The 13,888-nt window shown below is 64.4% G+C and carries 12 protein-coding genes; 8 read left to right on the top strand and 4 right to left on the bottom strand.

Annotated elements, in window-relative coordinates; genetic code table 11:
- Positions 1–5: 5 nt before the first annotated feature.
- The 4 genes from MHM97_RS12905 to galU all read left to right on the top strand — a co-directional run bounded on the left by MHM97_RS12905 (position 6) and on the right by galU (position 4,332).
- The gene (locus MHM97_RS12905) at positions 6–1,013 is read left to right on the top strand and encodes an ABC transporter ATP-binding protein (protein ID WP_239322764.1); all 1,008 of its coding nucleotides are present in this window, start codon (positions 6–8) and stop codon (positions 1,011–1,013) included.
- Entirely contained in the window at positions 1,010–1,780 is a 771-nt protein-coding gene (locus tag MHM97_RS12900; RefSeq protein ID WP_239322763.1) for an L-iditol 2-dehydrogenase, read from the top strand. Before MHM97_RS12905 ends, MHM97_RS12900 begins: the two co-directional genes overlap by 4 nt.
- Positions 1,780–3,255, top strand: coding sequence for a mannitol dehydrogenase family protein (locus MHM97_RS12895; RefSeq protein ID WP_239322762.1), 1,476 nt, complete (start codon positions 1,780–1,782; stop codon positions 3,253–3,255). The genes MHM97_RS12900 and MHM97_RS12895 overlap by 1 nt, the downstream gene beginning before the upstream one ends.
- 183 nt (positions 3,256–3,438) lie before the next feature.
- Positions 3,439–4,332, top strand: coding sequence for a UTP--glucose-1-phosphate uridylyltransferase GalU (gene galU, locus MHM97_RS12890; protein WP_239322761.1), 894 nt, complete (start codon positions 3,439–3,441; stop codon positions 4,330–4,332).
- Positions 4,333–4,390: 58 nt separating this feature from the next.
- On the opposite strand, the gene MHM97_RS12885 is transcribed toward galU, so the two are convergent.
- The 4 genes from MHM97_RS12885 to MHM97_RS12870 all read right to left on the bottom strand — a co-directional run bounded on the left by MHM97_RS12885 (position 4,391) and on the right by MHM97_RS12870 (position 8,496).
- Positions 4,391–4,798, bottom strand: a complete 408-nt coding sequence (locus MHM97_RS12885; RefSeq protein ID WP_239322760.1) for a hypothetical protein — start codon at positions 4,796–4,798, stop codon at positions 4,391–4,393.
- Between the two features lie 171 nt (positions 4,799–4,969).
- On the bottom strand, positions 4,970–6,427 hold the full coding sequence (locus MHM97_RS12880; protein WP_239322759.1) for an alkaline phosphatase D family protein: 1,458 nt from the start codon (positions 6,425–6,427) through the stop codon (positions 4,970–4,972).
- Between the two features lie 397 nt (positions 6,428–6,824).
- On the bottom strand, positions 6,825–7,523 hold the full coding sequence (locus MHM97_RS12875) for a fumarylacetoacetate hydrolase family protein (protein WP_239322758.1): 699 nt from the start codon (positions 7,521–7,523) through the stop codon (positions 6,825–6,827).
- Positions 7,524–7,590: 67 nt separating this feature from the next.
- Positions 7,591–8,496, bottom strand: coding sequence for a GlxA family transcriptional regulator (locus tag MHM97_RS12870; RefSeq protein WP_239322757.1), 906 nt, complete (start codon positions 8,494–8,496; stop codon positions 7,591–7,593).
- A 152-nt stretch (positions 8,497–8,648) separates the two neighbouring features.
- Between MHM97_RS12870 and MHM97_RS12865 the strand changes: the two genes are divergently transcribed.
- The 4 genes from MHM97_RS12865 to MHM97_RS12850 are packed head-to-tail and all read left to right on the top strand — an operon-like array spanning position 8,649 to position 13,776.
- Positions 8,649–9,899, top strand: coding sequence for a sarcosine oxidase subunit beta family protein (locus tag MHM97_RS12865; protein WP_239322756.1), 1,251 nt, complete (start codon positions 8,649–8,651; stop codon positions 9,897–9,899).
- Between the two features lie 34 nt (positions 9,900–9,933).
- The gene (locus MHM97_RS12860) at positions 9,934–10,221 is read left to right on the top strand and encodes a sarcosine oxidase subunit delta (protein ID WP_239322755.1); all 288 of its coding nucleotides are present in this window, start codon (positions 9,934–9,936) and stop codon (positions 10,219–10,221) included.
- On the top strand, positions 10,218–13,184 hold the full coding sequence (locus MHM97_RS12855) for a sarcosine oxidase subunit alpha family protein (RefSeq protein ID WP_239322754.1): 2,967 nt from the start codon (positions 10,218–10,220) through the stop codon (positions 13,182–13,184). The genes MHM97_RS12860 and MHM97_RS12855 overlap by 4 nt, the downstream gene beginning before the upstream one ends.
- Positions 13,177–13,776, top strand: coding sequence for a sarcosine oxidase subunit gamma (locus tag MHM97_RS12850; protein WP_239322753.1), 600 nt, complete (start codon positions 13,177–13,179; stop codon positions 13,774–13,776). The genes MHM97_RS12855 and MHM97_RS12850 overlap by 8 nt, the downstream gene beginning before the upstream one ends.
- Positions 13,777–13,888: the final 112 nt, after the last annotated feature.

Genomic DNA, 13,888 nt, shown 5'->3' with positions numbered 1-13,888 from the left:
GAACTATGGGACGTATTACACTCGACAAAGTCACCAAGAGCTTTGGTGCAACAGAGGTCATCCCGCCGCTGGACCTGACCATCGAAGACGGCGAATTCACAGTTTTCGTCGGCCCCTCGGGCTGCGGTAAATCCACGCTTCTGCGGCTGATTGCGGGGCTTGAGGACGTGTCCTCCGGCCAGATCCGCATCGACGGTCAGGATGCCACCATGACGCCGCCCGCCAAACGCGGCCTTGCCATGGTGTTTCAATCCTATGCGCTCTATCCGCATATGTCGGTGCGCAAGAACATCGCCTTTCCGATGAAAATGGCAGGCATCGACGAAGCCGAACAGAACCGCCGGATCGAGTCCGCGGCCAAGGCGCTCAATCTCACCGACTATCTGGAACGCAAACCCGGTCAGCTTTCGGGTGGTCAGCGCCAGCGCGTCGCCATTGGCCGTGCCATTGTGCGCGAACCTGCGGCGTTCCTGTTTGACGAGCCGCTTTCCAACCTCGATGCGGCACTGCGTGTCGGCATGCGGCTGGAGATCTCCGAACTGCACGAGCGGCTTAAGACCACCATGATCTACGTGACCCATGATCAGGTGGAGGCGATGACGATGGCCGACAAGATCGTGGTGCTGCGTGCCGGTCACATCGAACAGGTCGGCAGCCCGCTGGAGCTTTATCACAGCCCGCGCAACCTCTTTGTCGCAGGCTTCATCGGCTCGCCCAAGATGAACTTCATCACCGGCCCCGAGGCGGCGAAACACGATGCCGACACCATCGGCGTGCGTCCCGAACATATCTCCATCAGCGATGGGGACGGGCCCTGGTCCGGTGTGGTCTCGGTGTCCGAGCACCTGGGATCGGACACGTTCTTTCACATCCACGACACGGGCCTGGCCGAAACCATCACCGTGCGGGCCGATGGCGAAGTGGGCTTTCGCCACGGTGACCGGGTCAGCCTGACCCCGCGCAGTGACGTGATCCATCGTTTCGACGCCCAGGGTCTGAGGATCGCGCAATGAGGCTGAATGGCAAGAAAGCCCTGATCACCGGCGCGGCGCGTGGCATCGGTCGCGCCTTTGCCGAGGCCTACCTCCGCGAGGGCGCCGAGGTCGCCATCGCCGATATCGACACCGCGCGTGCCCGCGAGACCGCCGCCGAGCTTGGCGACAAGGCCGTTGCGGTAGAGCTTGACGTGACCCGGCAGGAGAGCATCGACGCCTGTATCGCGCGGACGACGGAGGCGCTGGGGCGCATCGACATTCTGGTCAACAACGCGGCGATCTTCACCGCTGCCCCCCTGATCGAGATCACCCGCGCGGATTTTGCCCGTACCTTCGATATCAATGTGTCCGGCACACTGTTCATGATGAAGGCGGTGGCAAAACACATGATCGCCCGGGGCGGCGGCGGCAAGATCATCAATATGGCCAGCCAGGCCGGGCGCAGGGGAGAGCCGCTGGTGGCGGTCTATTGCGCCTCCAAGGCGGCGATCATCAGCCTGACGCAATCGGCGGGGCTGAACCTGATCCAGCACGGCATCAACGTGAACGCCATCGCCCCCGGCGTGGTGGACGGCGAACATTGGGACGGCGTCGATGCCTTCTTTGCCAAATATGAAAACAAGGCCCCCGGTCAGAAGAAGCAAGAGGTCGGCGCCGCCGTTCCCTTCGGCCGCATGGGCACCGCAGACGATCTGACCGGCATGGCTATCTTTCTGGCCAGTCAGGACGCCGATTACGTGGTGGCCCAGACCTATAATGTCGACGGTGGGAACTGGATGAGCTAATGAACGCCCTGTCTCTTTCGAATGCAACGCTGGCCTCCCTCCCCGAGGCCATCGCCCGCCCCACCTACGACCGCACGGCCCTGACACCCGGCATCGTCCACATCGGGCTCGGCAATTTTCACCGCGCCCATCAGAGCTGGTACCTGCATCGGCTCATGCAGCAGGGGGCGGCCCATGACTGGGCGATCCTGGGTGCCGGCGTGCGCCCCTATGACGCCGCCATGCGCGACCGCCTGCTGGCGCAGGATTGCCTGACCACGCTGATCGAACTGTCGCCCGACGCCACCTCGGCGGAGATTGTGGGCTCGATGATCGACTACCTGCCGATCGAGGATGGCAACGGCGCGCTGATCGCCGCCATGGCCCGCCCCGAGATCCGCATTGTCGCCCTGACCGTGACCGAAGGCGGCTATTATCAGGAGCCCGACGCCGGCGGTTTTGATCTTGGCCACACGGATATCCAGCATGACATCGCCAACCCGGCCACGCCGCGTACCGCCTTTGGCGCGATCGTCGCTGCGCTTGGCCAACGGCGCGCGGCGGGCCACGGCCCCTTCACCGTGCAGAGCTGCGACAACCTGCAAGGCAACGGGGACATCACCCGTCAGACCGTGCTTGGCCTTGCCCGCGCGATCAACGCCGACCTGGCCGACTGGATCGACGCGCAGTGCAGCTTTCCCAATTCCATGGTGGATTGCATCGTGCCGGCGACCGGCCCGGCCGAAATCGCCCGCGCTGCTGCGATGGGTGTTGCCGACACGGCGCCGGTCACGCATGAGCCCTACCGCCAGTGGGTGATCGAGGATGATTTCTGCGCGGGCCGCCCCGATTGGGATGCGGTGGGTGCGACCTTCACCGATGCGGTGCACGCCTATGAAACCATGAAGATCCGCATTCTGAACGCGGGCCATCAGGTTATCGCCAATGCGGGCGAACTGCTGTCCTGTGCAACCATTGCGGACTGTATGAGGGATCCCGACATCGCCGCGCTTTTTCACAAGGTCCAGTCCGAGGAAATCGCCCCCTATGTACATCCGGTGCCGGAGATCACGCCGACGGATTACGTAACCCTGATTGCCGCGCGGTTTTCCAACGCTGCGATCCACGACACCACCCGCCGGGTGGCGTTTGACGGATCGTCGCGCCACACCGGATTTATCCTGCCAGTGCTGCGTGATGCGCTCGATGCCGGTGGTTCGATCAGCGGGATCGCTCTGGTCGAGGCGCTGTGGGCGCGCATGTGCGCCGGCACCCGCGAAGACGGCAGCGACATTTCGCCCAATGATCCGCGGTGGGAGACGCTCGCCCTGAACGCTCAGGCGGCACGCCAGGATCCTCGGGCGTGGCTGGCACAGCCCGGGCTCTACGGGGACCTGTCGCGGAATGACCGGTTCGCGGCCTGCTTTGCCGATTGGCTCCGGATGGTCTGGGACCGGGGCACGCGCGCCGCATTGCAGCATTACAGTGCCCGTTAATTCATCATCTACACCCTGTTCTTTTGTATAGGCGGCTCACCCTTTGAGCCGCCTGCAATCTTTTGCCAGAGTGTTTGGAAGATCGGGATTTGCCACTATGCTGGTGGGAAGGGCCACGGTCTTGGACCCGGGGCGCACGAGGCAATTGCAGCGGCTGCATAAGAACATTGGTGGAGTGATTGAATGCGTAGAAAAGTAACCAAAGCCATTTTTCCGGTTGCGGGTCTCGGGACCCGGTTTCTGCCGGCCACCAAATCCGTGCCCAAGGAAATCATGACCCTGGTCGACCGGCCACTGGTGCAATACGCCATCGACGAGGCGCGCGCGGCGGGGATCAAGGAGTTCATCTTTGTCACCTCGCGCGGCAAGGGTGCGCTGGAGGATTACTTCGACCATGCGCCGGTGCTGGAGCAGGAGCTGCGCAAGAAAGGCAAGGACGAGCTGCTCTCGGTGTTGAAGAACACCAATATGGAGTCCGGCGCCATCGCCTATATCCGCCAGCATCAGGCTCTTGGTCTGGGGCACGCCGTATGGTGTGCGCGCCGGTTGATCGGCAATGAACCCTTTGCGGTCATGCTGCCCGACGATGTGATCGCGGCGGACAAACCCTGCCTGCAGCAGATGGTCGAAGCCTATGAGGAAACCGGCGGCAATATGGTGGCGGCGATGGAAGTCGCGCCCGAGAAGACCTCATCCTATGGTGTACTCGATGTCAAAGAGGACATGGGCAAAGTGGTTTCGGCCAACGGGATGGTCGAAAAACCAAAGGCAGAGGATGCGCCCTCGAACCTCGCGGTGATCGGCCGGTATATCCTGTCCCCTTCGGTGATGAGAAACCTCCAACAGAAGAAGAAAGGCGCGGGCGGCGAGATCCAGCTGACCGATGCGATCGCTCAGGACATCGGCCAGGGTGAACCCGTATACGGCTATCGCTTTGACGGCAAACGGTTCGATTGCGGCTCCAAGGCCGGGTTCCTGCGTGCGACGGTCGCCTTTGCCCTCGCCCGGGAGGATTTGCGCGACGATCTGATGGCCTATGTCAATCAGATCGCGCTGAACGCAAATGCGGCAGAGTAATTCCCCTGCGCCGGCCTGCGCCGGACCGGATGCCGGATCGACACCGCGCAGGCCTGCCCTAGCAGGTTGGGCGATCACGGCCCTCCAGCAGCCCGAGGTCACTGAGTGATTTCTGCGCTGGTTGCGCTTTTGACAGGTGATCCAAACCCTGCCCCAAACCGCTCAGGCGCGGATCCGCAAGCATCAGGCAGGTCTGACGCAGGCGCCCGGTCTCGTCACAGACCGCCTGACACCGCCAGTTCATCGACGCGCGCCGCAGCTGTTCTTGAACAGGCGTGCGGAGCGGCGTGCGGATTTGCGCAGACTGCCGCATCAACGAGCTGTCCCCCGACAGGCTATCGGGCAGATGCGCCTGTCCCGGAGACAACAGCAGAAGACAGGTGCACAGTATCGCAGCCCCTTTGAGGCACCATGCCGGGCCAGACGCCCGTTGCAGCGTGATCGCGGTCCTGTTGTGCTGTGTCATCTGATGCCGCCGGTCCACTCGATCTGCGTATGGACAAGGCATCCCCGACGCCCCATCCACGCACAGTTTTCTTCCCACTCCGCCACCCCGGCGTTGCAGACAGAAGACCCGAGGAGCGTTAATCTTCCCCTTAACGAAAGCCGGGACTGCAAGGAAAAGTTCAGACAAATTTCACAAAGGTGAAGAGGATCCGGCGCAGCCCGTCCCTTCGGCCAGCGCCATCGGCGCGGTACTGCCGCTGTCCTCCAGATGCCAGATGGCGCTCCAGGTTCCATTTTCCCGCTTCAATTCCAGGTAGTTACGCTCTGCCGCGTAGCGATGCTTCTGCCCCGGCAGCGGGTGGATACGGATCGGGTGGCCCGGAACCGGCGCGTCCCCCAGCCCCGCCAGCGTGCCCAGTCCGCGCGCATAGGCTTGCGGCGGGGCCCGGTGGGCAATGCCGGAGGCCACAAGCTGTTGCACCGGCGCCTCCCGGGCCTGCATTTCGGCCCGCGTGGCCAGATGGATCTCGCCGGACACCACCGTCACCGGGCTGGTTTCATGCCATTTCAGAACCTGCTTCAGCATTCGAACCCATTCCGCGCGGTGGGCCCGGCTTTGCCATTGATCGCGCAGGTCATCTTCGTATTTCTGCATCGTGGGGATCATCAGCATGAAACGTTCCACCAATGACAGGCGGGGCCCCAACAGCGGTACGCTGGAAATCAGGAACGTGTGCTCTGTCCCCGGCTGCATGGCTTCGGTGGCGGACCAGCCATAGGCCCCCATCACCTGACGTCGCCCACGTTCTGCACGCAAATCTGGGGCCAGGAACTGCACCCCGGGCAAGGCGCGCTGCCAGGACAGGGAGGTGCCGGTCTTGTCCAGGAACAGATCCGGGATGTCCGCCTCCACCGCCGCATGCTGGAACAGCAGATACATCTCGCGGGCAACCCGGTAGAGGCATTGACCGACCTCGGAGTGGGTCTTGCGACGATAGAGCGAGCCCCAGCCATCGCAGATGTCATGATCGTCCCAGATCGCAAGCGTCGGCACCCGCGCCATGATCCAGCTGGGGGCCGCGCCAAACAGGGCCTGCACATAGCGCGCGGCAAAGCGTCCACGCAGGTGATCGGCCAGGTCCTCGAGCTCCTCTGCATTTCGGGGGCGCGGCACCTGATCCGGCCAGGCATCACTCAGCGGATGGCCCAGTGTGGCCTCGTCGGCATAGATCTGGTCGCCGCCCTGCAACAACAGCGCAAAGGGGGCGTGCCGGTGCTCGTCGCACATATGCGCCCACATCTTGTTGCGCTCCTCCTGATCGCGGTCGAGATCGCCCTCTTCCTCGCCGTTGCAGGAGGCGAAGGCGATCCGCAGGTCGCCGTCGACCCTGGTCTGGACCGGGTAGGTCTCGCCGTCGAACTGATAGCCGCCCGCGTCCTGAGAGAGGGTGAAATCATAGCGCCAGATCACATTCTCGCCGACCTGCCGCAGTCGAAGAGGATCATGCGCGCGCCCATCGGCCTGCAGCGGACCGGGCTGCTCCCCCGCCGGCAGAAGAACCATCGCAGCCAGGCGCAAACCGCCCTGCTCCAACCCGCGATAATAGAGAATGGGCCCCAGACGCGCCGCATCAAATTCTGAAGTCATTTGCCCCTCATTTCCAGTCCGTCCGCCGCATTGGCCCCGATCAGACATAGGTTGTTTGTCGCCCCAAAAGAACCCGTGAAGACCGAGGTCCTGTCAAATACGGCAAGACCTGAGGATTTTGCCCGACAGGTGACCAACCCGGCCCCGGAGGACCCTGCGCGATCTCGTGCCATGGACAGGATGCCGTTGCTCCGCCGGTGGGGTGCAAGCTTAACGCTGAGCTCGCGGTTCTGTTCCGCATGCGTCGGAAAGAACGACCCCGTGTTGCGCCGGCAGACCCTGGACAAGCCGGAGAGCCAGGGCGGACGACCCGTCACCAGGGTGCGGTGTTTCGGATGCTGACGCATCCGACCAGCGCGGGGGCGCGGCCTGACGGCCGCGCCCCCGCGGACAGGTTTCAGACCACCTCGACACGCAGGGATGTCAGAGGGGGGCAGGACAGTTCCATCACATCACCGCGCTGCACCGGCCCGACCCCGGCAGGTGTGCCGGTCAGGATCACATCCCCTGCCGCAAGCCGGTAATAGCGCGAGAGATGGGCGATGATCTCCGGGATCTTCCAGATCATCTGGTTGAGATTGCCCTGCTGCCGCAGGTCTCCGTTCACCGTCAGGCGCAAGTCCCCCTCGTGCGGGTGGCCGATCTCTGTGGCCGGTAAGAGCGGCGCCACCGGCGCTGCGTGTTCAAAGGATTTGCCGATCTCCCAGGGACGACCCGCAGCCTTGGCCTGCCCCTGTAGGTCGCGCCGCGTCATATCGAGCGCGAGCCCATAGCCCCAGACATGCTCCAGCGCCTCTGCCTCGGCGATGTCCTGACCGCCCTGGCCCAGGGCCACGAGAAGCTCCGCCTCGTGGTGCACCTCCGCACTCATCACGGGGTAGGGAAATTCACCGGACGCATCGAGACTATCCGGCGCTTTTTGAAAGAAGAACGGCGGCGCGCGCTCCGGGTCATGCCCCATTTCGACCGCGTGGGCGGCGTAGTTGCGGCCGATGCAATAGACGCGCCGCACCGGAAACAGCGCCTGCGACCCGAGGATGGGCAAGGCCGCTTGTGGCGGGGGCGATACAACATATGCGGGATGGGCGGCGGGCATGGGCAGTCCTTTCCTGATCATCAGAGACAGGGATAGCCATTTCGCGCCGCAGCGCCAAGTGGCCCGGTCACCCACGCGCCTCGGCTCGGCGGACGCGCGGGCTGTGGCCGAAGTGCGCGCCAAAGCTCTTGGCGAAATGCGCCTGGCTGACAAACCCCGTTGCCAAGGCCACTTCCGACACCGGCAGGCGCGTCTGGCGCAGTAGGTCGTCGGCTTTTTCCAACCGTTGCACCAGGTAGTGTCGCATCACGCTCTGGCCGATGTCGGCAGAAAACTGTCGCGAAAGACTGCGGGGGCTGAGCCCCACCAGCTGGGCCAGTTGCTCCAGCGTCAGGGGGTCGGCCAGATGCGTCTCCATCAGCGCCAGGGCGGCTGCCACAGCCCGGTGCAGCCCCTCCGTCTGATCCGAACGTTGCGGAGCATCCGCGGCGCGAATGCCGGTATGGATGTACCAATCGCTGACCCTGCGGGCCAGCGCCGCCCCATGATCCGAGCGGATCAACGCATGCATCAGGTCCAGTGGCGCCACGCCCCCCGCGCAGGTATAGCGATCCCGGTCAATGACGAAGAGCCGCCGTTCCATCAGGTAGTCCTCCGACAGCGCACGCAGGGCGTCGAAGTGCTCCCAATGCACGGTGAAGCGGCGATTTGCCATCACGCCCGCGCGGGCCAACAGCACCGCACCGCCCGAAATGCCACCCAGCGGCACCCCCGCCGCTTGTAGTCGCCGCAGCCACGCCAGCACCAAAGGGTCCAGCGTTGCAAACGGATCCCCGCCCGCGATCACAAACACAAGGTCAAGCGGCCCTCCAGCCGCCATGGCCCCGCTGCTGATCGGCTCCGTGTCGAACCCGGCGCCGCAGGACGCACAGACCCGCCCCCCCTGTCGCGACAGGAACGTGAGGCGGTAGAGGTCCGTCCCGCTCAGGAGATTTGCAGCCCTGAACGGTTCAACCGCGGAGGCCGCCGACATCAGCGCAAACCCGTCGACGAGCAAAACGCCATATCGGCGGGGTGTCTCTGGATTGTCCATATGTGACAAAAATTCGACTGAATTGGAAAAGTCAACAGCCTTCAAGACGCCTAGTGTCACGCAAAGCAGTTGCCAAGGACCCGAGACACCACATGCGATACTCCGCGCTCCGCATCGCCAAGGAAGCCCTGACCGGACACAAGGGCTGGACTCCTGTATGGCGCGACCCAGACCCGCAGCCCGTTTATGATTACATCATCATCGGCGGCGGCGGGCATGGGCTCGCCACCGCCCACTACCTGTCCAAGGTCTATGGCAAGGCCCGTATTGCGGTGCTTGAAAAGGGATGGATCGGCGGCGGCAACGTGGGACGCAATACCACCATCATCCGCTCCAACTACCTGCTGCCCGGCAATGAGCCGTTTTATGAGTTCTCGCTGAAACTCTGGGAGGGGCTGGAACAGGACCTGAACTACAACGCGATGGTCAGCCAGCGCGGCATCATGAACCTGATCCATACCGACAGCCAGCGCGACGCCTATCGCCGCCGCGGCAATGCGATGATCCTGCAAGGCTCGGATGCGGAACTGCTGGATGCGGAACAGGTCCGCAAAGAAGCGCCATTCCTGAACTTCGACAATGCGCGCTTCCCGATCAAGGGCGCGCTGGTGCATCGCCGTGGCGGCACCGTGCGTCACGATGCGGTGGCCTGGGGCTATGCCCGGTCGGCGGACAGCCACGGCGTCGACATAATCCAGAACTGCGAGGTCACCGGCTTTAACATCGCACAGGGCCGCATCAAAGGGGTCGAGACCTCGCGCGGCTATATCGGTGCCACAAAGGTCGGCGTGGCGGTGGCGGGCAATTCCTCCAAGGTCATGGCGATGGCCGGGATGCGTCTGCCGATCGAGAGCCACGTGTTGCAAGCCTTTGTCTCCGAAGGGCTGAAACCGGTGATCCCGGGCGTCATCACCTTTGGGGCCGGGCATTTCTACGTCAGCCAGTCCGACAAGGGCGGCCTGGTCTTTGGCGGCGATATCGATGGCTACAACTCCTACGCCCAGCGCGGCAACCTGCCGGTGGTCGAGGACGTGGCCGAAGGCGGCATGGCGCTGATGCCGATGATCGGGCGCGCGCGGCTGCTGCGGATGTGGGGCGGCATCATGGACATGTCGATGGATGGCTCGCCCTTCATCGACCGCACCGCTGTCGACGGGCTCTATTTCAACGGCGGCTGGTGTTACGGCGGCTTCAAGGCAACGCCTGCGTCTGGGTATGCCTTTGCCCATCTCCTTGCCACCGACCAGCCGCATGACACGGCGACGGCCTATCGTCTCGACCGCACCCTGACTGGTCGCATGATCGACGAAAAAGGCGTCGGCGCCCAGCCGAACCTGCACTGACCCGAAACGCCCACAGACAAACCCGGACAGAACGATGATCATTCCCCACCCGCTCCTCGGCCCCCGCGACGCGCAAGAATTCACCTATCTGGGCGATGCAGGGCTTATCAACCGGCCCTATTGGCTGTCGGAGGACGCTGCACGCGCCTTTCACGATTATCTCTACCTGCGCGACAACCCTGCCGGGCAGCACCGCGAATTGTGGTTCCATGAACAAGGCGACCGCTCCTGGCTCGTGGTGACGCGCGACACCACCACGCATGAAATCCTGAAGGTGGAGCTTGCCCGCGATGTGGCTCTGGCCCGGAGGGGCGCGGCATGAGCCAGATTAACCGTCTCTCCGGCGGCCAGCTTGATCGCAGCCGGCCCCTGACGTTCACTTTCGACGGCAGATCTTACACGGGCCATCCCGGCGACACGCTGGCCTCGGCGCTGCTGGCCAATGGTGTGCGCCTGATGGGCCGTAGCTTCAAGTACCACCGCCCGCGCGGGGTGGTCTCTGCCGGGTCCGAAGAGCCCAACGCGCTGGTCGAGCTGCGCACCGGCGCGCGGCAGGAGCCCAACACCCGCGCCACCGTGGCGGAGTTGTACGACGGCTTGAGCGCGCAGAGCCAGAACCGCTGGCCGTCGCTCGCCTTTGATGCGCTTGGCGTGAACGATCTGTTCTCGAATGTCCTCACCGCCGGGTTCTACTACAAGACCTTCATGTGGCCCCGCGCCTTTTGGGAGAAATTCTACGAGCCGATCATCCGCCGCGCGGCGGGCCTCGGGTCGCTCTCGATGGAGGCCGATCCGGATGCCTATGACAAGGGGTTCCTGCATTGCGATCTGCTTGTCATCGGTGCTGGCCCCGCAGGTTTGGCCGCGGCGCTGACCGCCGGGCGCAATGGCGCGCAGGTGATCCTTGCGGATGAGGATTTCACCCTTGGCGGTCGCCTCAATGCCGAGGTCGAGGAAATCGACGGCACGCCCGCACATCTCTGGGCCGCGACTGCCGTCGCCGAACTGCAAACCCTGCCCAATGTGCGTCTCATGCATCGCACCACGGTGCTTGGCGCTTTTGACCACGGGACCTATGCGGCGCTGGAGCGCAACGCAGACCACGTCGCCGCGCCTGCGCCAGACATGCCGCGCCAGACGCTGTGGCGGATCTATGCGCGCCAGAGCCTCCTGTGTGCCGGGGCGACCGAACGCATGATCGCCTTTCAGAACAATGACCGCCCCGGCGTGATGATGGCTGGCGCGATGCGGGCCTATGCCAACCGCTGGGCGGTCACGGCGGGACAGCAGGTGGCGGTTTTCACCAACACCGACAACGGTCACCGCACGGCACGCGATCTCGCCGCGCTGGGAGTGGACGTCGTCGGCGTGATCGACAGTCGACCCAGCGCCACCGCGACCTCTGCGGCTCTGGGCGACTACCCGCTCTTTGCCGGGGCGCAGGTGGTGGACGCCAAGGGCAAGCTTGGCCTCACCGGCGTTACGATCCGCCGCGCAGACGGCAGCACCCGGACCCTGCCCTGTCAGGCGCTTGGTGTCTCGGGCGGTTGGAACCCCAATGTCTCCCTCACCTGCCACCAGCGTGGCCGCCCGGTCTGGAACGACCAGATCGCAAGCTTCGTGCCCGGCGCGCAGTTGCCGCAGGGGATGCGTGTGGCGGGCGCCGCAGCGGGTCTGTTCTCCACTGCTGAGGCCTTGCAATCCGGTATCGACGCCGCGCGTGCAGCGCTCGAGGCTCTCGACCTCAAGACCACCGCGCTCCCCTGCCCGCGCGCCGAAGATGGCGCCTATGACATCGCCCCCCTCTGGTATGTGGCCGAAGGCAAGGGCCGCAAATGGCTCGATTTCCAGAACGACGTCACCGTCAAGGATGTGAAGCTCGCCCATCAGGAGGGTTTCCGCTCGGTGGAGCATCTCAAGCGCTACACCACCCTCGGCATGGCCACCGATCAGGGCAAGACCTCCAACCTCGGCGGGCTCGCGGTGATGGCAGAGGCCACCGGACAGAGCATCGCCGAAACCGGCACCACCATGTTCCGCCCACCCTATACCCCCGTCGCGATGGGGGCGCTGGCCGGGCGCGCTGCGGGCAAGGATTTCAAACCGACCCGCCTCACCCCATCGCACCACTGGGCCGAGGAACAGGGTGCGGTCTTTGTCGAGGCCGGCCTGTGGCTGCGCGCGCAGTATTTCCCGCGCCAGGGCGAAACCCACTGGCGCCAGACGGTCGACCGCGAGGCCCTTGCCGTGCGCAGATCCGTCGGCGTCTGCGACGTCACCACGCTGGGCAAGATCGATGTGCAGGGCAAGGACGCGGCGGCCTTTCTGAACCTTGTCTACGCCAATGGATTTGCCAAGCTGCCGGTCGGCAAATGCCGCTACGGGGTGATGCTGCGCGAGGACGGGATCGCCATGGACGACGGCACCGCCGCGCGCCTGGCCGAGGATCACTTCGTCGTCACCACCACCACCGCCAATGCCGGCCCGGTCTACCGCCACATGGAGTTCGTGCGCCAATGCCTGGTGCCGGAGATGGACGTTCAGCTGATCTCCACCACCGACGCCTGGGCGCAATATGCGGTGGCGGGGCCCAATGCCCGGAAGCTGTTGCAAAAACTCGTCGATCCCGGTCATGACATCAGCAACGAGGCCTTCCCCTTTATGGGCTGCGGCGAGATCACCATCTGCGGCGGCCTGCGCGCACGTCTGTTCCGGATCTCGTTTTCCGGCGAGCTGGCCTATGAGATCGCCGTGCCGACCCGCTATGGCGATGCCCTGATGCGCGAGCTGATGACAGAGGGCGCGGAGTTCGACGTCACCCCCTATGGCACCGAAGCCCTTGGCGTGCTCCGGATCGAGAAAGGTCACGCCACCGCCAATGAGCTGAACGGCCAGACCTCGGCCGATCACCTCGGGATGGGGCGCATGGTGTCGACGAAGAAGGACTCCATCGGTGCGGTGCTGTCCCGGCGCGACGGGCTGAACGCCCCCGAAGGCGTCCGGCTGATGGGGTTTGAGGCACTGGACGGAGAGACCACCCTGCCCGCGGGCAGCCACCTCTTTGCAACCACCGCAACCGCGCAAGGGGCCAGCGAAGGCTGGTTGTCCTCCGCCGCCTATTCGCCACACCTGGGCAAATCCATCGCGCTTGGCTTTCTCGAACGCGGACAGGACCGCCTGGGCGAGGTCGTTACCGTCGCCAACCCGCTGCAAGGCCAGAGCCTGAAGGCCCGCGTGGTCAGCCCCCATTTCATCGATCCCGAAGGAGAGCGTCTGCGTGCCTGATCAAAGCCCCGCCCCCCGCCTCATCGCCCGCACCGCATTTGGTGCCGACCATCCCTGCGTGGAGACCATCGGCCCCTGGACCCTGACCGAGTGTCCGAACCGTGCCATTGCCTCCGTGGCCGCGCGTCAGGGGCATGAGGATGCAGTTGCCGCGACCCTCGCCACGCTTGCCTCCGGTCCTGTGGACCTCGGCACGCTTCGCAGAGGTCCCTCTGTTGATGTGTTCGGAACAGCTCTTCAGCAATGGTTTGTCACCGCCGATCACACCGAACAGGAGCACCTCGCCCGGACGCTGGCGGACGACCTGGGCATGACCGCATCGGTGACGGAGCAGAATGATGGCTGGGTGGTCTTTACGCTCCAAGGTGACGGGGTGATCCGGGTGCTGGAGCGTTTGGTCATGACAGACCTCCGGGCCCTGAGCAACGGCAGCGCCCAGCGCCTGCTTCTGGAGCACATGAACGTCTTCCTGCTCTGCCGAGAGCAGGATCAGGCCTATGACATTCTTGTCGCGCGCTCCTTTGCACTCTCGCTGCACCACGCCGTGACCGCAGCCATGCGCAGTGTCGCGGCGCTGTCAACGATGTCCTGACCCGCTGCGATTCCGGTATTCCGAGCCGGTTTCCCCGGGACCAAAGCAAAATCGCCCGCCGGACAGCACGTCCGGCGGGCGATTTCAGTCTGGCAACACCGAAACTGGTGTG

The organism is Epibacterium sp. Ofav1-8 (assembly GCF_022348185.1).
Taxonomy (GTDB): domain Bacteria; phylum Pseudomonadota; class Alphaproteobacteria; order Rhodobacterales; family Rhodobacteraceae; genus Epibacterium.
The sequence above is the reverse complement of the archived record's forward strand: the minus strand, read 5'-3'. Positions and strand labels throughout refer to the sequence as shown.

Excerpts from the sequence above, each read along its gene's own strand:
- MHM97_RS12905 (WP_239322764.1), top strand. The coding sequence starts at position 6 with ATGGGACGTATTACACTCGACAAAGTCACCAAGAGCTTTGGTGCAACA.
- MHM97_RS12900 (WP_239322763.1), top strand. The coding sequence starts at position 1,010 with ATGAGGCTGAATGGCAAGAAAGCCCTGATCACCGGCGCGGCGCGTGGC.
- MHM97_RS12895 (WP_239322762.1), top strand. The coding sequence starts at position 1,780 with ATGAACGCCCTGTCTCTTTCGAATGCAACGCTGGCCTCCCTCCCCGAG.
- galU (WP_239322761.1), top strand. The coding sequence starts at position 3,439 with ATGCGTAGAAAAGTAACCAAAGCCATTTTTCCGGTTGCGGGTCTCGGG.
- MHM97_RS12885 (WP_239322760.1), bottom strand. The coding sequence starts at position 4,798 with ATGACACAGCACAACAGGACCGCGATCACGCTGCAACGGGCGTCTGGC.
- MHM97_RS12880 (WP_239322759.1), bottom strand. The coding sequence starts at position 6,427 with ATGACTTCAGAATTTGATGCGGCGCGTCTGGGGCCCATTCTCTATTAT.
- MHM97_RS12875 (WP_239322758.1), bottom strand. The coding sequence starts at position 7,523 with ATGCCCGCCGCCCATCCCGCATATGTTGTATCGCCCCCGCCACAAGCG.
- MHM97_RS12870 (WP_239322757.1), bottom strand. The coding sequence starts at position 8,496 with ATGTCGGCGGCCTCCGCGGTTGAACCGTTCAGGGCTGCAAATCTCCTG.
- MHM97_RS12865 (WP_239322756.1), top strand. The coding sequence starts at position 8,649 with ATGCGATACTCCGCGCTCCGCATCGCCAAGGAAGCCCTGACCGGACAC.
- MHM97_RS12860 (WP_239322755.1), top strand. The coding sequence starts at position 9,934 with ATGATCATTCCCCACCCGCTCCTCGGCCCCCGCGACGCGCAAGAATTC.
- MHM97_RS12855 (WP_239322754.1), top strand. The coding sequence starts at position 10,218 with ATGAGCCAGATTAACCGTCTCTCCGGCGGCCAGCTTGATCGCAGCCGG.